The organism is Acidovorax sp. GW835-FHT14G06, from assembly GCF_058793595.1.
This window is the reverse complement of the sequence record NZ_JBXAGA010000013.1, coordinates 23,116-41,023: the sequence shown is the minus strand read 5'-3', so window position 1 is coordinate 41,023 and position 17,908 is coordinate 23,116. Positions and strand designations below refer to the sequence as shown.

14 protein-coding genes are annotated in these 17,908 nt (G+C 67.3%); 7 read left to right on the top strand and 7 right to left on the bottom strand.

Annotated elements, in window-relative coordinates:
• Positions 1-12 precede the first annotated feature (12 nt).
• The 6 genes from AC1Q64_RS20695 (at position 13) to AC1Q64_RS20670 (ending at position 12,052) form a co-directional block, all read left to right on the top strand.
• The gene (locus AC1Q64_RS20695) at positions 13-633 is read left to right on the top strand and encodes an ABC transporter ATP-binding protein (protein ID WP_492252640.1); all 621 of its coding nucleotides are present in this window, start codon (positions 13-15) and stop codon (positions 631-633) included.
• A 143-nt stretch (positions 634-776) separates the two neighbouring features.
• The gene (locus AC1Q64_RS20690) at positions 777-1,418 is read left to right on the top strand and encodes a LysE family translocator (RefSeq protein WP_436077819.1); all 642 of its coding nucleotides are present in this window, start codon (positions 777-779) and stop codon (positions 1,416-1,418) included.
• A gap of 150 nt (positions 1,419-1,568) precedes the next feature.
• Complete coding sequence (locus tag AC1Q64_RS20685; RefSeq protein WP_492252639.1) at positions 1,569-3,353, top strand: efflux RND transporter periplasmic adaptor subunit; 1,785 nt, start codon at positions 1,569-1,571, stop codon at positions 3,351-3,353.
• Between the two features lie 54 nt (positions 3,354-3,407).
• Positions 3,408-6,611, top strand: coding sequence for an efflux RND transporter permease subunit (locus AC1Q64_RS20680; protein WP_492252638.1), 3,204 nt, complete (start codon positions 3,408-3,410; stop codon positions 6,609-6,611).
• 807 nt (positions 6,612-7,418) lie between these two features.
• Positions 7,419-10,592, top strand: a complete 3,174-nt coding sequence (locus AC1Q64_RS20675; protein ID WP_492252637.1) for an efflux RND transporter permease subunit — start codon at positions 7,419-7,421, stop codon at positions 10,590-10,592.
• On the top strand, positions 10,589-12,052 hold the full coding sequence (locus AC1Q64_RS20670; protein WP_492252636.1) for an efflux transporter outer membrane subunit: 1,464 nt from the start codon (positions 10,589-10,591) through the stop codon (positions 12,050-12,052). Before AC1Q64_RS20675 ends, AC1Q64_RS20670 begins: the two co-directional genes overlap by 4 nt.
• A 13-nt stretch (positions 12,053-12,065) precedes the next feature.
• Here the strand turns inward: AC1Q64_RS20670 and AC1Q64_RS20665 are convergent, their stop codons facing one another.
• The 7 genes from AC1Q64_RS20665 to AC1Q64_RS20635 are packed head-to-tail and all read right to left on the bottom strand — an operon-like array spanning position 12,066 to position 16,852.
• The gene (locus AC1Q64_RS20665) at positions 12,066-12,944 is read right to left on the bottom strand and encodes a LytR/AlgR family response regulator transcription factor (RefSeq protein WP_492252635.1); all 879 of its coding nucleotides are present in this window, start codon (positions 12,942-12,944) and stop codon (positions 12,066-12,068) included.
• Positions 12,941-14,002 (bottom strand): sensor histidine kinase, encoded by a 1,062-nt coding sequence (locus AC1Q64_RS20660; protein WP_291437052.1) that lies wholly within the window; start codon positions 14,000-14,002, stop codon positions 12,941-12,943. The genes AC1Q64_RS20665 and AC1Q64_RS20660 overlap by 4 nt, the downstream gene beginning before the upstream one ends.
• Positions 14,003-14,029: 27 nt before the next feature.
• A complete protein-coding gene (locus AC1Q64_RS20655) occupies positions 14,030-14,326 on the bottom strand; it encodes a 2TM domain-containing protein (protein WP_291437050.1) in 297 nt (98 codons plus the stop codon).
• Positions 14,327-14,381: 55 nt separating this feature from the next.
• Positions 14,382-15,458, bottom strand: a complete 1,077-nt coding sequence (locus AC1Q64_RS20650) for an alpha/beta hydrolase family protein (RefSeq protein ID WP_492252634.1) — start codon at positions 15,456-15,458, stop codon at positions 14,382-14,384.
• Positions 15,459-15,495: 37 nt separating this feature from the next.
• On the bottom strand, positions 15,496-15,789 hold the full coding sequence (locus AC1Q64_RS20645; protein ID WP_492252633.1) for a 2TM domain-containing protein: 294 nt from the start codon (positions 15,787-15,789) through the stop codon (positions 15,496-15,498).
• 34 nt (positions 15,790-15,823) lie between these two features.
• Positions 15,824-16,393, bottom strand: a complete 570-nt coding sequence (locus tag AC1Q64_RS20640) for a DUF6622 family protein (protein ID WP_492252632.1) — start codon at positions 16,391-16,393, stop codon at positions 15,824-15,826.
• Between the two features lie 48 nt (positions 16,394-16,441).
• The gene (locus AC1Q64_RS20635; protein ID WP_291437044.1) at positions 16,442-16,852 is read right to left on the bottom strand and encodes a DUF2306 domain-containing protein; all 411 of its coding nucleotides are present in this window, start codon (positions 16,850-16,852) and stop codon (positions 16,442-16,444) included.
• Positions 16,853-17,081: 229 nt separating this feature from the next.
• Here AC1Q64_RS20635 and AC1Q64_RS20630 point away from each other — a divergent pair, with 229 nt between their 5' ends.
• Positions 17,082-17,906, top strand: coding sequence for an undecaprenyl-diphosphate phosphatase (locus tag AC1Q64_RS20630; RefSeq protein WP_492252631.1), 825 nt, complete (start codon positions 17,082-17,084; stop codon positions 17,904-17,906).
• Positions 17,907-17,908 lie beyond the last annotated feature (2 nt).

Sequence of the window (17,908 nt, the reverse complement as noted above, 5' to 3'; positions counted from 1 at the left end):
CGAGGAGACAGGGTGGCTGAGAGCGTGTTTTTGTGGGTGAAGGGGTTGCGGTTTGCGTACCCGGAGTGTGCGGTGCTGGACAACCTGTCGCTGGCCTGGCCCCCGGGTCTGGCTCTGGTGCGCGGTGATGGAAGCACCGGCAAGACCACGTTGCTGCGTCTGCTGGCTGGCGAGCTGACGGCGCAGGCTGGCAGCATCAGGCTGCAAGGGGTGGACCTGAACCAGGCCGCCAAGGCCTCGGCACCACGGGTCTTCTGGGTGGACCCGCGATCCAGCGAGTGGGACCCGCTCACTGCCAGGGGTTGGCTCGACAGCCTGCCCGCACGCTACCCCCGATGGGATGTGGCAGCCTTGGTGGAGCACATCGACGGGTTCAGCCTGCACGAGCACCTGGACAAGCCCTTTTACGCCCTGTCTACCGGCAGCAAGCGCAAGGTGCTCATGGCAGGGGCCTTGGCCTCGAATGCACCATTGACCTTGATCGACGAGCCCGTGGGGGGGCTGGACAAGCCCTCCATTCGCTACCTGGCGCAGGCCCTGGCATCCCAAGCGGCCAGACCAGACCGCCTGACCGTGGTGGCGCATTACGAAGCCCTGCCCGATGTGCCTTGGGGCTCGGTGCTGGATCTGTAAGAACCTGTCCTAAGGCGTTGTGAGGTGGTAGAGGGCGCCTTGGGGGCATGTGCCCTGGGGTCGGCCGTGTAGGCAGGGTCTGCCGTAGACTGCGGTGCTGACCGTTTCCCCTCACACACGCCTCACCCTGCAAGGACCGTCCCATGGATGCGCTGCTATTTGTTCCGGTTGCCATCGCCATCTCGCTCACCCCGGGGCCCAATAATTTCTGTGGCCTCAACAACGGCATCCGCGCAGGCGTGGGCCCCGCGATGATCGCCACGGTGGGCCGGGCAGCGGCGTTCGCGATCTTTCTGACGGTGTCTGCGGTTGGCCTGGGGGCGATGCTGCTGGCGTCCGAAGCGGCGTTCACGGCGGTGAAGTGGGTGGGTGCTGCCTACCTGTTCTGGCTGGGCTGGAAGGCCTGGCACAGCCGCGAGTTCAGCGGCTTGGCGCTGGAGGATGCACCTGGCAGTGGCCAGGCGTCGGGTCAACCGGCCCAGTTCCATCTGCGTGCTCTCATCGCGCAGGAGTTTTTGCTGGGCATCACCAACCCCAAGGCGATCATCCTGTTCGCGGCGATCTTTCCGCAGTTCATCGACCCCGCGCAGCCTGCAGCGCGCCAGTTTCTGGTGCTGGGCTCCATCTATCTGGGCAGCGAATTCGTCTCGACGGCCGTGTACGCCAGCTTCGGGCGCCAGATCCGCCGCTTCATCCGCACCTCGCGCGGTGTGGCCCGCCTGAACAAGGCCACCGGCGGTTTCTTCATGGGTGCTGGCGGCCTTCTGCTGGCCACCAACCGCTGATTGCTGCCCCCTGGCGGGGCTGAGCCGATACATCGGTAAACCCCGCCCAAAGCGCGCGTAAATCCCCGGTAAAGGGTACCCGCCGGGCGGCAGCCCCGGGGGGTGCGCTGGCTACCATACCCGTTCGCTCATTCCTCGTTGCGCCCCACCATGCCCCTGAACCGTTCGTTGACCCGTCCACAGAGGCCCGCAAGATTGCAGTCTGGCAAGCTGCGCTGGATCTCCGCGTTGTTACTGGCCTCCGTGGCGCTGGCTGCGGTGGGAGGTTGTGCCTGGTGGTGGAAACAGCGCCAGGATGCAGCGGCCGCGGCCAGCGCTGGCGGTGCCGCCACGGGGCCCAACGCGGCGCGCAAGCCCGGCAGTGGGCCCGGGCGCTTTGGTGGGGGCAACGTACAGCCCGTGTCGGTAGGCACCGTGCAGCGGGGCGATGTGCGGGTGGTGGTGAGCGCCATCGGCACCATGAGCGCACGCGCCACCGCCGTGGTGCGCGCCAAGGTCGGCGGCGAGCTGACGTCGGTGCGCTTCAAGGAAGGTGACGAGGTGCGTGCAGGCCAGGTGCTGGCCGAGATCGATGCGCGCAGCTACCAGGCGGCGCTGTCGCAGGCGCAGGGCACGCTGCAGCGTGACCAGGCGCTGCTCAAGAATGCGCAGCTCGACCTCAAGCGTTATCAGGACCTGCTGGCGCGCGACTCCATCGCCAGCCAGCAGGTAGACACCCAGGCCGCACTGGTGCGGCAGCTGGAAGGCACCGTGGCCTCGGACCAGGCGCAGGTGGACGCCGCGCGCCTGCAACTGAGCTACACCCAGGTCACCGCACCATTTGCCGGCCGCCTGGGCTTGCGCCAGGCGGACCGGGGCAACGTGGTGGGGCCGAGCGACGCGAACGGCATCGTCACCATCAACCAGGTGCGGCCCATCGATGCAGCGTTCTCCGTGCCCGAGGCGCACCTGCCCCAGATGCGTCGCCGCATGGCCGCAGGCGAAGAGCTGAGCGTGGAGCTGTGGGACCGCGACAGCCGCCGCCAGCTGGCCAAGGGCCGTGTGGTGGCGCTGGACAACGCCATTGACAGCGCCACCGGCACCATCAAGGTGAAGGCCGCTTTTGCGAATGAAGACGGCGCCCTGTACCCCAACCAGTTCGTCAACGTGCGCCTGCAGGTCAACCTGCTCCAGGGCGTGCTGACTGTGCCGGCCACGGCCGTGCAGAACAACTATGTCTACTTGGTGCAGGAAGACAGCACCGTGACCCAGCGCCGCATCCGCGTGGGCGTTACCGACGGCGACCGGGTGAGCGTCGAAGGCGAGCTGCGCGAGGGCGAGCAGGTGGTCACGGACGGCATCGACCGCCTGCGTGAAGGCGCCAAGGTCGCCGTCATCGATGCCGGTGCTGTCACCCGTGCCGACCAGGCGGCGCAGGACCAGGCCGCGCAGCGCCGCGCCTTCATCGCATCGCTGCCCCCCGATGTGCGTGAAAAGCTGCAGAAGATGAGCCCCGAAGAGCGCCGCGCCTTCTTGCGCGAGCGGCGAGCGCAGATGGGCGCGGGCGGCGCAGCGGCTCCAGCGTCGGCGGCGTCTGCTGCAGCCTCTTCGGCGTCGGGTGTGGGTGCTCCCGGCGCTGCCCCGGCGTCTGCCCCGCAGGCCTCTGCTGCGCCACAACAGCAGCGCAGCGAAGCACCACCCAGAGCAGCTGCACCACAAGCATCCCCAGGCGCTGCACCGCCTGCACCGCATGCAGCCCCCGCAGCGCCTGCAGACCGTAGCTCCGAACCCCCAAGGGGCATCCCTCCGCAGGTGAAGGCACTGCTGGACCAGATGCCCGCCGACGAGCGCGCCCGCGTGATGGCAATGCCGCAGGAGGAGCGCCGTGCCTACATCCGCGAGCGGCTGCAACAGCAGCCGCCGTCCCAGGGTGGCGCAGCCAGCCCGGCGCGCTGAGCGCAGCGGCACCCCGGTTTCTCCCCTGCCTGTCTTGCCAGCGCACCCGCCGCCATGAATCTGTCGCGCCTTTTCATCCTGCGCCCCATCGCCACCGCGCTGCTGATGGTGGCCATCCTGATCGCGGGGCTGATGGCCTACCGGCTGCTGCCCACCTCGGCCCTGCCCGAGGTGGACTACCCCACCATCCAGGTCACCACGCTGTACCCGGGCGCGAGCCCCGACGTGATGACCTCCAACGTCACGGCCCCGCTGGAGCGGCAGTTCGGGCAGATGCCGGGGCTGTCGCAAATGTCGTCCACCAGCTCGGGCGGGGCTTCGGTGATCACGCTGCGTTTTGCGCTCGACATGGCGCTGGACGTGGCCGAGCAGCAGGTGCAGGCGGCCATCAACGCGGGCAGCAACCTGCTGCCCAGCGACCTGCCCATGCCCCCGCTGTACAGCAAGGTCAACCCGGCCGATGCGCCCGTCCTCACGCTGGCCATCACCTCGCCCTCGCTGCCTGTGATCCGCGTGAACGACCTGGTGGAAAACCGCCTGGCACCCAAACTCTCGCAGGTGCAGGGCGTGGGCCTGGTGGCGATTGCGGGCGGGCGCCGCCCGGCCGTGCGCATCCAGGCCAACCCCACGGCACTGGCGCAGCTGGGCCTCACGCTGGAAGACGTGCGCACCTCCATCGCAGCCGCCAACGTCAAGCAGGCCAAGGGAGGCTTCGACGGCCCGGCCCGTGCATCCACCATTGATGCCAACGACCAGCTGCAGTCGGCTGCCGAATACCGCGACCTCATCATCGCCTTCAAGAATGGCGCCCCCGTGCGCCTGAAGGACGTGGCCGAAACGGTGGACGATGCCGAGAACACGCGCCTCGCCGCCTGGGCGGGCACGGCAGACACCGGGGCCAAACCCGGCGTGATCCTCAACATCCGCCGCCAGCCCGGCGCCAACGTGATCGACACGGTGGACCGCATCAAGGCCCTGCTGCCGCAGCTGCAAAGCACCTTGCCCGCGTCGCTGGATGTGCAGGTGCTGACGGACCGCACGGTGACGGTGCGCGCCTCGGTGCGCGACATGCAGGTGGAGCTGGGCCTGGCCGTGCTGCTGGTGGTGGCGGTGATCTTTGTCTTCCTGCGCAGCCCCTCGGCCACGCTGATCCCGAGCGTGGCCGTGCCGCTGTCGCTCATTGGCACCTGTGGCGTGATGTACCTCGCGGGGTTCTCCATCAACAACCTCACGCTGATGGCGCTGACCATCTCCACCGGCTTTGTGGTGGACGATGCCATCGTGATGATCGAAAACATTGCCCGGCATCTCGAGATGCCGGGCAATGTTTCGGCGCAGGCTCATGGGGACGAAGGCCCCGTGAAGGACGCGGTAGCGTCCGGCCGCAGCCAGAACGCTCCCGCACTCCACATCACCCCCTTGGAGGCTGCGCTCAAGGGCTCGCAGCAGATCGGCTTCACCATCATCTCGCTCACCATCTCGCTGATCGCCGTGCTGATCCCGCTGCTGTTCATGGGCGATGTGGTGGGCCGGCTGTTCCACGAGTTCGCCATCACGCTGGCCGTGTCCATCCTGATCTCGGCCGTGGTGTCGCTCACGCTCACGCCCATGCTGTGCGCGCGCCTGCTGCGCCACACGCCCGAGGAGAGCCACGGCCGCCTGTACCGCGCCACGGGACATTTTTTTGATCACACCATCGCAGGCTATGGCCGCATGCTGGGCTGGGTGCTGAACCACCGGGGCACCACCTGGCTGGTGTTTGCGGCCACCCTGGCGCTCACCGTGGTGCTGTATCTGTTCATCCCCAAGGGCTTCTTTCCGGTGCAGGACACTGGCACGCTGCAGGCCACCACCGAGGCCGACCAGTCGATCTCGTTTGCGGGCATGGCCGAGCGCCAGCAAGCCGTGGCCGAGCGCCTTCTGCAAGACCCGGCCGTGCGCAGCGTCTCGTCGTTCATCGGCGTCGATGGCGCCAACACCACGCTCAACACAGGACGCCTGCTGATCGACCTGCAGCCGCACGCGCAGCGCGCCAAGGCCGATGTGGTGCAGCAGCGCCTCGCCGAGCGGGTGCAGAACCTGCCGGGCGTCCGCCTGTTCATCCAGCCTGTGCAGGACCTGACCATTGAGGACCGGGTGGCACGCACGCAATACCAATGGCTGCTGTCGTCGCCCGACATGCAGCAGCTCACCACCAGCACCACCGAGCTACTACGCCGCCTGCGTGCCTTGCCAGAGCTGACCGACGTGGCCAGCGACCTGCAAGACCAGGGCCGCCAGGCCTATGTGCAGATCGACCGTGCCCAGGCCAGCCGCCTGGGCGTGACGGTTGCGGGCATTGATGCGGCGCTGTACAACGCCTTCGGCCAGCGGCTGATTTCGACCATCTTCACGCAGTCCAACCAGTACCGTGTGGTGCTGGAGGTGGCGCCCCAGTTCAAGGTGGGCCCCGAGGCGTTGCAGAGCATCTATGTGCCCTCCAGCATCGGCGCGCCGGTGCCGCTGTCATCGGTGGCACGCATCGAAGAGCGCAACATGCCGCTGGTGGTCAACCATGTGGGCCAGCTGCCGGCTGCGACGATTTCGTTCAACACCGCGCCGGGTGTGTCGCTGGGCAATGCAGTGGCTGCCATAGAGCGGGAGAAGGCCGCTGTGCAGGCCGAGGGGCAGTTGCCGCTGTCGGTGGAGACGAGTTTTCAGGGGGCGGCGCTGGCGTTCCAGGCGTCGTTGTCGAACACGTTGCTGCTGATCCTGGCGGCGGTGGTCACCATGTACATCGTGCTGGGCGTGCTGTACGAGAGTACGGTGCACCCGGTGACGATCTTGTCCACGCTGCCCTCTGCTGGGGTAGGGGCGTTGCTGGCGTTGATGGCAGCGCGGCTGGACCTGGACATCATTGCCATCATCGGCATCGTGCTGCTGATCGGCATCGTGAAGAAGAACGCGATCATGATGATCGACTTTGCGCTGGAGGCGCAGCGGGACGAGGGCTTGAGTGCGCGCGATGCGATCTACCAGGCCTGTCTTTTGCGGTTCCGGCCCATCTTGATGACGACATTGGCGGCTTTGCTGGGTGCCTTGCCGATGATGTTGGGCACGGGGGTGGGCAGTGAGCTGCGGCATCCGCTGGGGGTGACGATGGTGGGGGGGCTGATCCTGAGTCAGTTGCTCACGCTGTTCACTACCCCGGTGATTTACCTCACGTTTGAGGAGTGGGCGCAGCGGTGGCGTGGGCGTTTCGAGGTAGTGAATGCCTGAAGCGTTGCTGTTTATGAATGGCGTGCTTAGTTTGAGCGCGGGAGCCGGGTTGTCGCCCCGGCGGGCGAGGTACTTTTCTTTGCTTCGCCAAAGAAAAGTACCCAAAAGAAAGGCGACCCCCAGTCTGCGACCCCTTCGCGTTGCGAAGGGGCAAACCTGCGGCGGGGCGGTTGCGGGGTGCGCCGTGGAACTCGCTTTGCGCTGCCGCGCGCCGCTCGGACAGCCACGGCGAGTCAGTTCACGAAGCATGGGCGCTTCGACGCCCATGCTCACCCCGCAACCGCCCCGCCGCAGGCGCAGCCAGCAGGGGGTGGACAGCCGAACATCCAAACAGCCGGACATCCATTCGGGCCATCGCTTTGCTCGGCCCAGGCTGCGCAGCGCGCGGCGTTTGCGCCCGCGAGGTGGGGCCGAGCGAAGCAAAGGCCCGTGTGGATGTTCTGCTCCCTTGCCCCTCTGGATGCGCCGAGGAGCGCAGGGTTTGGCGGACCAGGGCTCGCGTGTGTCTGAGCGACGCGCAGCGGCGCGAGTTGAGCGAGACCCCGCCAAACCCGAGCACCGCAGGTTGCCCCGTAGCGAAGCGCAGGGGACGCAGACAGCGGGGTCGCCCTTTCTTTGGTTCCTTTCTTTCGGCGACGCGAAAGAAAGGGACTCGCACGCCGGGCGACTCCCGGCCTCCGCCCTCAACAAAGGCATGCGGCCCAATCAGCGCCCAAAAGAAAACACTACAAAAACAATAGCTGCCAGCGCATATTCCACTAGCGCATCAAGCCAAAAACATCCAAAAACCACCCGGAGAGCCCACCCATGAGCCTCTCCACCCCCTTCATCCACCGCCCCATCGGCACCATGCTTCTCACCCTGGGCCTGGCCCTGGCGGGTGCGGTGTCGTTCTTCCTGCTGCCCGTGGCCCCATTGCCGCAGGTGGACTACCCCACCATCTCGGTCAGCGCCAGCCTGCCCGGGGCCAGCCCCGACACCATGGCCGCCACCGTCGCCACGCCGCTGGAGCGGTCGCTGGGCGCGATTGCGGGCGTGACCGAGATCACCTCGCGCTCCATTCTGGGCAGCACTTCCATCACGCTGCAGTTCGACCTGGACCGCAACGTGGACAGCGCAGCGCGCGATGTGCAGGCCGCCATCAACGCCGCGCGCACGCTGCTGCCCACGGGCATGCCCAGCAACCCGACCTACCGCAAGGTCAACCCGGCCGACTCTCCCATCATGATCCTGGCGCTCACGTCGGACCTGCTCACACGCGGGCAGATGTACGACGCGGCATCTACCGTGCTGGCGCAAAAGCTCTCGCAGGTCGAGGGCGTGGGCCAGGCCACGGTGAGCGGGGGCGCGCTGCCCGCCGTGCGCGTGGAGCTGGACCCGGTGCGGCTCGCGTCCAACGGCATCTCGCTGGAACAGGTGCGCAGTGCCATCGTCAGCACCAACGCCAACCGCCCGCTGGGCGCGGTGGAGCGGGAAGACCACTACTGGCAGGTGGCCACCAACGACCAGGCCCGTGTGGCGGCCGACTACGCGCCCCTGGTGCTGCGCTGGAAGAACGGCCAGGCCGTGCGGCTGCAGGACGTGGCCGAGGTGGTGGACTCGGTGCAGGATGTACGCAACTTTGGCGTGGCCAATGGCAAACCGGCGGTGCTGCTGCAGGTGTACAAGCAGCCTGGCGCCAACATCCTCGAAGCCGTGGAGCGCGTGCGTTCGCTGCTGCCCGCGCTGCAGGCCTCCATCCCGGCGGCCATCGACATCGAGGTGGTGTCCGACCGTACGCCCACGCTGCGCGCCTCCGTCAAGGAGGTGGAGCGCGCGCTGCTGATCGCCGTGGCGCTGGTGGTGCTGGTGGTGTTCCTGTTCTTGCGCAACGGGCGTGCCACGCTCATCCCCAGCGTGGCGGTGCCGGTGTCGCTGGCAGGCACGTTTGGCGTGATGTACCTGGCGGGCTACACGCTCGACAACCTCTCGCTGATGGCGCTCACGGTGGCCACGGGCTTTGTGGTGGACGACGCGATCGTGGTGCTGGAGAACATCATGCGCCATATGGAGCGGGGCAAGACCGCGCTGCGGGCGTCGCTGGACGGCGCGCGCGAGATCGGCTTCACCGTGGTGTCCATGAGCATTTCGCTGATTGCGGTGTTTGTTCCCATCTTGTTCATGGGTGGGATCGTGGGGCGGTTTTTCCGCGAGTTCGCCATCGTCATGTCCTCGGCCATCCTGGTGTCGATGGTGGTGTCGCTCACCACCACGCCCATGATGTGCGCCGCGCTGCTCAAGCCCCACAGTCCGGCAACGGCGCGGCGCAGGGGCTGGGCTGCGGCCTTCAGCCATCGGATCGGTCGCTGGGTGGATCGTATGCAGGTGCGGGGCATGCGCCTGTACCGCCGCAGCCTGGCCTGGTGCCTGCGCCATCAGCCGGTGGCCCTGCTGGCGCTGGTGTGTGTGGTGGGGCTCAACGTGTACCTCTACACCGCCATCGACAAGGGCTTCATGCCCGAGCAGGACACCGGGCGCATCTCGGGCTTCATCCGGGCCGACCAGGCCACGTCCTACCAGGCCATGGAGCAGCGGCTGCAGCGTTTCCTGTCCATCGTGCAGGCCGACCCGGCCGTGGAGCATGTGACCGGCTTCACGGGGGGCTGGCAGCGCAATGCGGCGCAAATGTTCATGACCCTCAAGCGTGGGCCCGGGCAGGAGAGTTCGGAGGCCGTGATAACGCGGCTGCGCGAGCAACTCAAGAACGAGCCGGGCGCGCGCCTGTTCATGGTGCCGCAGCGCGACATCCGCATTGGCGGGCGCCAGAGTGGTGCCTCGTTCGACTACACCCTGCAGGCCGACGACATTGGCGACCTGCGCACCTGGGAGCCACGCATCCGCCAGGTGCTGAGCCAGCTGCCCGAGCTGGAGGACGTGAACAGCGACGTGCAGGACTTTGGTCTGCAGACCTCGCTGGTCATCGACCGCGATGCCGTGACCCGGATGGGCCTGACCATGGCGCAGATCGACGCCACACTCAACAACGCCTTCGGCCAGCGCCAGGTGGGCGTGATCTACAACCCGCTCAACCAGTACCGCGTGGTCATGGAGGCCGCGCCGCGCTACCTGCAGAACCCCGAGACGCTGCGCGGCTTCTTTTTCGTCAACAGCCAGGGGCAGCAGATTCCGCTCACAGCGTTTGCGCGCATCACCACCACCAACACACCGCTGTCGGTCAATCACGACCGGGGCACACCCGCCAGCAGCATCAGCTTCAGCCTGGCGCCGGGGGTGTCGCTGTCGCAGGCCACCGAGGCGGTGAACAACGCGGTGGCCGAGCTGGGCGTGCCGGTGTCGGTGCGTGGCTCGTTCAGCGGCACGGCGGGGGCGTTCCAGGACGCGCTGGCGGGTCAGCCGTTGCTGATCCTGGCAGCCATCATCACCATCTACCTAGTGCTGGGCATGTTGTACGAGAGCCTGGTGCACCCCATCACCATTCTGTCCACGCTGCCGTCTGCAGGCGTGGGCGCGTTGCTGGCGCTCATGCTGTTCAAGACCGAGTTCTCGCTCATCGCACTCATTGGCGTGATCCTGCTGATCGGCATCGTGAAGAAGAACGCGATCATGATGATTGACTTTGCCCTCACGCGGCAACGCCAGCAGGGCGAGCCGGGCCGGGTGCCTGTCACGGCGGCGCAGGCCATCTACCGCGCGTGCAATCTGCGATTGCGCCCCATCCTGATGACCACCGTGGCCGCCATCTTTGGGGCCTTGCCGCTGGCCCTGGGGCGGGGCGACGGTGCCGAGCTGCGGCAGCCGCTGGGCATTGCGATTGTGGGTGGCCTGCTGGTAAGCCAGTGGCTCACGCTCTACACCACGCCGGTGGTGTATGTGGCGCTCGACCGGCTGCGTGCGCGCGTGCTGCGCGCGGTGGGGCGGCGCCGCAAGCCAGCGGGCGCCGCGCCTGCGGCCCCGGTGGTATTGCAAGGAAATGACGGATGACCTCTTTCACTTTTTCACGTCGGGTCGCCTGGCCTGCGCTGGTGGCCAGCGGCCTGTGGCTGGCGGGCTGCGCGCAGACGCCGCCGTACGAGCGGCCCACCATGGACATTCCGGCCGCCTACAAAGAGCAGGCCGCAGCCCAGGCCCAGGGCATCTGGAAGCCTGCGCAGCCACAGGCCTCCACCGCCTTGCCCGAGACCTGGTGGACCGTGTACGGCGACGCTGTGCTGGACCGCCTGCAGCAGCAGGCCGAGGCCAACAGCCCCACCCTGGCGCAGAGCGCTGCCCGCCTGCGTGCGGCCCAGGCGGCTGTGACCAGCAGTGGCGCTGCGGCCTTGCCCACCGTGGGGGCCAATGCCAGCAGCAGCCGCGCGCGCAGCGGCACGCAGCTGAACAATCAGGCGGATGGCAGCAGCACCGCGCGCATCAGCACCAGCCATTCGCTGGGCCTGTCTGCCAGCTGGGAGCTGGACCTGTGGGGCCGCATCTCTGCCGGGGTGAGTGCGGCGCAGGCCAGCGCCCAGGCCAGCGCCGACGACCTGGCTGCCGCCCGCCTGTCGTTGCAGGCCACCGTGACACAGACCTATTTTTCTTTGTGTGCCGCGGAGGCACAGGCCGCGCTGCTGGCCGAAACCCTGAAGGCCTACGACCGCAGCTGGGAGCTGACGCGCAACCGCCAGGCGGCCGGTGTGGCCTCCAGCGCCGATGTGGCGCAGGCGGAGGCACAGTACAAATCCACCCAGGTGCAGCTGCTGGAGGCGCAAACCACGCGCAGCCAGCTGGAGCACGCGCTGGCCGCGCTGCTGGGGCAGGCGCCTGCCGCCTTCGCGCTGGAGGCCACGGCCACATTGCCGGCACCTGCGACCGTACCACAAGCCCTGCCGTCCGACCTGCTGCAGCGCCGTCCCGACATTGCTGCCGCAGAACGCCGCATGGCCGCTGCCAACGCGCAGATCGGCGTGGCCCGTGCGGCGTATTTCCCCACGCTCACGCTGTCGGCAGCGGGCGGATACCGGGGGGCGCCGCTGGCCGACCTCTTCAGCGCGCCCAACCTGTTCTGGTCGTTGGGGCCTGCGCTGGCGGCGTCCATTTTTGACGGAGGCGCGCGCAGTGCCGCCGTAGAGACGGCACGCGCCAACCACGCGCAGGTCACGGCCGCCTACCGTCAGACGGTGCTGACCGCGCTGCAGGAGGTGGAGGACAACCTCACGGTCGCCGCCGCGCTGGCGCAGGAGGAACAATTGCAGCGCGAGGCCACCGCCGCTGCGCAGCGTGCGCTGGACGTGGTGGAGAACCAGTACCGTGCGGGCACCGTGGGCTACCTGAATGTGCTGGCGGCCCAGACCACCGTGCTGTCGTCACAGCGCAGCCTGATCGACGTGAAGAGCCGCCGCCTGACGGCAGTGAATGCGCTGCTGAAGAATGTGGCTGGGCGCTGGGAGGCGCTGCCGCCCGCTTGAACTGAGGGCGCAGCTACATCGCCTTGAACAGGTGCGCGTAGAGGCGGCTCACCGGCAGCCGCTCGGGCCGCCCGCGCAGGCTGATGTGCTGCTTGCCCGCCTCGTCGCGCGTGACGGTGGCAATGGCCGTGGCGCGCACCAGGGTGCTGCGGTGCACCTGCCAGAACTCCTGCGGGTCGAGCTGCTCGATCAGCTCCTTGAGCGCGGTGCGGATCAGGTATTCACGCTCAGCCGTGAGCACGCGCACATATTTGTCGGCCGCCTCGAAGTACACCACCTCCGCCACCGGCACCATGTGGATCTGCGTGCCGTGGCTGGCCTGAATCACGCTCAGCCGTGTTGCGGCAGAAGCAGGCGCGGCGGCGGGCGCGATGCCCAGGCCGGGTGCGCCGAGCAACGCGCGCAGCTGGGCCATGGTGGCTTCGAGTTCGGGTGAATGCGATGCTGCCGAAGGTGCAGCTGGGGGTGCAGCGGCTGTAGATGAACTGGCAGGTGTGCGCTGGGCCAGCAGGCCCTGCACCTTGGCCACGGTGCGGGCCAGCCGGTCGGCCTGGATGGGTTTGAGCAAGTAGTCCACCGCCTGCGCTTCAAACGCCTGCACGGCGTACTGGTCGTAGGCCGTGGCAAACACCAGCGCCGGAAAGGGCAGGTCATCCGGCCAGGCGTCGGCCAGTTCGGCGGCGGCCTCGATGCCACTCTGGCCGGGCATGCGGATGTCGAAGAACAGCACGTCGGGCCGCATGGCCAGCGCCTGCCGCACCGCCGAGCGACCGTCGCCCACCAGGGCCACCACTTGCAGCTCTGGCCATGCGCGGGCCAGGTCCTGCTGCAGGGCCGCGGCCAGCAGCGGTTCGTCTTCGGCAATCAGGGCATGCGGGGCTCGCTCTGTCATGGTGCAGTGGCAGATTTCAAAGGAAATGTGACGGTAGCGCTGGTGCCATTTGGCTCTGTTGCTATCAATTCAAGAGCGCCTGCAGCACCGTGCAGTGTGGCCAGACGCTCGCGCACCTGGGCCAGTCCAAAGCTCTGGCCGGGGCCTGAGACGGGCAGGGTGGCGGGCAGGCCCGCCCCGGTGTCTTGTACCTCGATGACCAGCAGCGGACCCTGGGGGCTGGGCCGGGTGGTTGCACGCACGGTGATGTGGCCGCCTTCCACCTGGGGCTCCAGCCCGTGGCGGATGGCGTTCTCCACCAGGGGCTGCAGCAGCAACGGCGGCACAGGCACATCCCGCAGCGCATCGGGCAGGTCCAGCGTATAGGCCATGCGAGGGCCCATGCGCACAGCCATCAGCTCCAGATAGTCGCGCAGGCGTTCAAACTCCAGGGCCAGCGGGTGCTGGGTGCTGCGCGATGCGCTCAGCGTTGCGCGGAGGTAGGCAATGATCCGGTCCAGCATGTCCTGCGCCCGGACCGGGTCTGTGCCGATCAGAACGCGCAGGTTGGCCAGGGTGTTGAACAGCATGTGGGGCTCTAGCTGGGTCTCTAGCAGCTTGAGCTGGGCCTCACTGGCCTGGCTGCGCACCTCGTTCATCTTGGCATGCAGCCACGCGCTTTTGCCGTTGGTATAGAAGTAGTAGATGGCGGCGATGCCCGCCATCAGCGTGATACCGATGGAGATGCGCAACTGAGCGCGGCCCCGTTCGTCCCACGACGACACGCCGCACCACCAGTCGCCAACCAGTGTGCCGCCTACATAGCCGACGATGATGGCGACCAAGGGCAGCCCAATGCCTGCCATGCCGGCAGGCCAGCCGGTGTTTTCGCTCGACCGGAACAGGTGCCGTCCAAAGTCCACCAGCGCCCAGGTCAGCAGGCCTATGGCCAGCGAGTAGCGGGCCGGGATGTCGTAAGGCTTTTCGGGCTGGAATGCGAACTGGATGGCGGAAATGGCCAGGCAGAACGCAATGGTCTGCAGCATGCGTCGCAGCTTGTCGATCCAGTCGATGGTCATGGTGGTGTTGCGGAGGGGAAGGTGCTGTCAGAGGCCGCTGCGATCACGCTCGCGCTGCAGGCGCTCGCGCTCCTTTTGCACCAAACGCTCGCGCAGCCCGCTGCCCGTGCCCAGCACAAACACCGAGATGCCATGCAACGCCAGCCCCAGCCCCCAGCCCAGCAGGGGGTATACCGACCATGGCCGGTCACCAAAGCCGTAGCGCGACATCCCAAAAATCACCATATTGACGACCAAGTAGGCCAGCGCATGGGTGTACCAACCCAGTTTGGCGCCTGCGCGGCGGCGGGCGAGTTGGTCGAGGTCTTCGGGAGTCATATGCATAGCGCTTTCATTCTAGGCGGCGGCACGTTGTCGGCAGCGCTAGCGGTTGTAGGCTTCACCGGGTCGGCTTTACGGGCGCAGCGTTCAGCGGCTGCAGGTGCTTGGCAAAAAAGGCCACCGTGCTTGCGTCCACCTGCGGCAGCACGCTGCGGTCAAAGGCGGGCGGGTCGCCCAGAAGCTCACGGGTCAGGTCGTTCATGCGGTCCAGCGGCGGCATGGGCGACAACATGATGCCGTGGCTGCCGTCTGGCAGGTCGGCAATGTGGGTGCAGCGGTCCTGGCACGCGGCCAGCACGGCACTGCTGTGAAAGCGTGGGATCTGGTTCACGTCCTTGCCTGCGGTGATGAGCCCTAGCGCGATGCGTGGGGTGGCCAGACTGCCCATGTCGAAGTCGGCTGCAAACGGCACCACGGCCACCGTGGCCACCACGCGTGGGTCGGTGTGCGCGGAGAGCGCTTCGTCGCCAAAGCGGTGGCGGATGATGGCCAGCGCCAGGGTCTTCTTGATGCCGTCCAGCCAATTGCCGCGCAGGCGCGTGGTGAAGCCCACACAGGACGAAAAGTCCTCCTCCAAGTGTGCTTCGCAGTGCTGCCTGAAGCGGGCGGGAGACCATTTCCCCCCGGCAAACACCAGGGCGGTATGGCCCCCGGCCGACCCTCCGAAAACGCCCACCTTGTCCAGCGCCAGCAGCGGCGCCAGGCGCGCATCCTGCGCCACGGCATCCACTGCGCGGGAGACCTCGGCGGGGCGGCGCTTCCAGCTCTCGGGGCCCGGGGTGGAGTGGTCTTTGTAGTTGTCGCCCGCGTGCTCTGGCAAGGCCACCACAAACCCGGCTTGGACCAGTGCGCGGGCCAGGTCGGCGTGCACCCAGGGGCTGCCGCCCGAGCCGTGCGACACCACCACCAGCCGGCCGTTGCCAGGCACGGGAGTGCCCTGCAAGGCCAGCTGCAGCGCAAAGGGGCCGCGCTGCACGGGCTGGTCGGTCTCTTGTGCGGGGTAGAACACCGTGACGGGGCCGTCGCCCTGCTGCCCGGGCAACTCTGCGAGACCCACGCCCGCATGGGCAGGGTTGGCCGTGATGACCGCGGCGGCCAGCAAGGCCAGGCACCAGGCCATCCAGGTTTTGGTCATGGCCGTGTTTTTGTAGCTAGAGGTCATCGTCAGCCGATCAGCGAGGGGTTTGCGCAGCAGCAAGGCGGTCACGTTCTGCCTGCACCATGCGCTCGTGCAGGTCGCTGCCGCCTGCCAGAAAGAACACCACCACGCCATGGATGGCCAGGCCAATGCCCCAACCCAGGGCGGGGAACACCGCCCAGTGCCGCCCGCTGCCCACCGACAGTGCGACCAGCAGCAGGTTGACGAGCAGGTACACGCTGGCATGGATGTACCAGCCCATTTTGGCCCCGGCACGGCGGCGTGCCAGACGTTCGAGGGGATCGGTAGTGAAGGTTTGGTTGCGCATGGGGGCTCCTGTGCTGAGGGATCGTTGTGGGGGCTCAGGCGGTGGCGGGTGATGTGGCCAAGGGGGCGCTGCGTTGCACCAGCTTCCACAGCCGCAGCGCGCGGGCCGCAAACAGACCGTTGAACACGCCATACAGCGCAGCGATCTGCAGTGCAAAGCCGCTGTCGCGTGCCAGGGCGGGCTGCAGGGCCAGCTCCACACCCACGAGGTATTTGGTGAGGAAGATGCCCAGGATCAGGGCCAGTGGCATGGCGCTGCCCGGAATGTAGAAGCAGCGCGATTGGCCCTCGTACAGCGTGCCCTGGGGCGCAACGGGTTGCAGCCACAGCGCCACGCTGGCGATGAGCACGGCAGTCACCAGCCAGGCGCCCACCGGCAGCAGGGCCTGGCCGGCGCCCCCAAAGGCCGAGGCGATGCCGAACACCGACAGGCCGGTCATCGCCACCGGCATGGCCATGGCCCGCACGAGGCCCACACTGCGGGCCAGCAGCTGGCTGCCGCCCAGCCACAGCAGTCCGGCCAGCAAGGCCCAGACCCAGTAGGGCGTGTTTTCGATGATGCGACCCAGCATCTGGGGTTGTTGGACAAGGAGGTTGAGCAGCATGGTGGTTCGTCCTGTGAACAATGAAGAGGGTGGTGTGGTGGTGGGCGTTCAGACCAGTCCGAGTGCGGACCAGACCGTGTGGCCGAGTAAGCGCCCTGGCAGCAATGTGAAGACCCCGGCCACCACGCAGGCGCCGATGTAGGTCCGTTGCATCATCTTGCGGTGGCCCACGATGTTGCGGCGGGCCAGGTAGACGAAGGCCATCGCAAGCATTCCCAGCGTCACCGGGACCAGCAGGTGAATCAGCCCAAAGCTGCCCCAACGCGGGCCGCCGCCGCCAGTGATGAAGATGGCCGACACGGCGGTGGCCACCATCAGCGTGACCCAGGCATACCCGGCTGCACGGTGCAGGCGGGGGCGCTGGGTGGCGCCTTGGCGCGCCCACAGTGCGATGGGACCGATGGCGACAGCGGCCAGTGCGGCGGCAAGGTGGATGGCGATGACGGGGGTGATTTGCATGGCGGGGCTCCTGGCGGGTTCGATGGAGCGAACTGTGCCGATGCGCCCCGGGGTCTGCCAGGGCCGTGCGATGAAATACGGAAAACCAGGAGTGAAATGCATCCACGCGGAGCGAGTTGCAGGCGGTTTTGGCCGCTGAGGACCGTGCGGTGAGGCCAGGAAGCGGGCGCATAGCCCGGGTCCGCGAGCCCTCGGCGGATAATCCCGCACCTATTTGCAAGGAGTGCGCGTGGACGTTGTATTGCTGGTCAAGGCCGCCATCATGGGGGTCGTCGAGGGGTTGACGGAGTTTTTGCCCATCTCTTCCACCGGGCACCTGATCCTGGCCGGATCGTTGCTGGGGTTTGACGATGCCAAGGCCAAGGTGTTTGACATCGCCATCCAGACGGGCGCCATCTTTGCGGTGATCCTGGTGTACTGGGTCAAGATCCGTTCCACCCTGGTGGCTTTGCCCACCGAGCGCCAGGCGCAGCGGTTTGCGCTCAACGTGTTCATCGCCTTTGTACCGGCAGTGGTGCTGGGGCTGCTGTTTGGCAAGGCCATCAAGGCGCACCTGTTCACGCCGGTGGTGGTGGCCAGCACCTTCATCATTGGCGGCTTCATCATTCTGTGGGCTGAGCGGCGCCCACCGTCGGCCACCCGCATCCACAGCGTGGACGCGATGACGCCGCTGGACGCCATCAAGGTCGGTCTGGTGCAGTGCCTGGCCATGATTCCTGGCACCAGCCGCAGCGGCGCGACCATCATCGGCGGCATGCTGCTGGGCCTGTCGCGCCAGGCGGCCACGGATTTTTCGTTCTTTCTGGCCATCCCCACACTGATTGGAGCCGGGGTGTACAGCCTGTACAAGGAGCGCGCGCTGCTGTCTGCGGCCGACATTCCGCTGTTCGCCACCGGGCTGGTGTTCTCGTTCCTCAGCGCCTGGCTGTGTGTGCGCTGGTTGTTGCGCTACATCAGCAGCCACAGCTTTGTGCCGTTTGCCTATTACCGCATCGTGTTCGGCGTCATCGTTTTGGTGACAGCGTGGACGGGCTGGGTGCAGTGGGCCGACTGATA